The sequence below is a fragment of the Bartonella sp. AD328YNZD genome (genome assembly GCF_042196425.1).
This window is the reverse complement of record NZ_JBHIQG010000789.1, coordinates 1-615: the sequence shown is the minus strand read 5'-3', so window position 1 is coordinate 615 and position 615 is coordinate 1. Positions and strand designations below refer to the sequence as shown.

Annotated in this window: 1 pseudogene; it reads right to left on the bottom strand. The window is 40.2% G+C overall.

Annotation, left to right across the window (positions count from 1 at the left end):
* Positions 1–392, bottom strand: a pseudogene (locus ACFIO3_RS15055) (sensor histidine kinase); the annotation flags it as partial.
* Positions 393–615 lie beyond the last annotated feature (223 nt).

The following is a 615-nucleotide window of genomic DNA, read 5'->3' as shown; positions in this document are numbered from 1 at the left end:
CGTGCTTCAACCTCTTCTTTAAAAGCCGTAAACCATTTATACCACTGCGGATGCGCATAAACAATAAGTGCGATATAATCGAGAATATCCCCCAACTCCCGCTCTGAATTTTCAAAACGTATTTTATCTTCCACCTTGCGCGTTTTTGCATAACTGCGATCAGCAACAGCCATATCAATCAAGCTAATAAGAACCAAATCAGCCTGTTCGCGCAATTCTGAACTTGTATTCAACTGGGCGACTTCTCTATCAACGGCATTTGAAAGCAACATAATAAAAACCGATGCTAAAAGAGCCATAACAAGAGAAACAACAATCGCGGCCCATCGCCAGCGTGATATCGTTACATCAGAAGAAGGCATTTGAGGCAGCAAATTTGTCTTTGTTGTCATAGAATTTCCATTGGCGAACTTGAAAGACGTCATTTTTCAGCACAAAGGAAGGCAGCCTTATGAAACATAAGGTCAAAAGCCCGTGAGAGAGTTTCATACAGGCTTTTCTTGTGTTCCAAAGGATACACGCCAAACACTCTGAATTTCCTCAGATACTGACTTTACTGTAATAGCTATAACGGGAATAAAAAAAACAAGGCTATCGATCATAATTATTATGCTT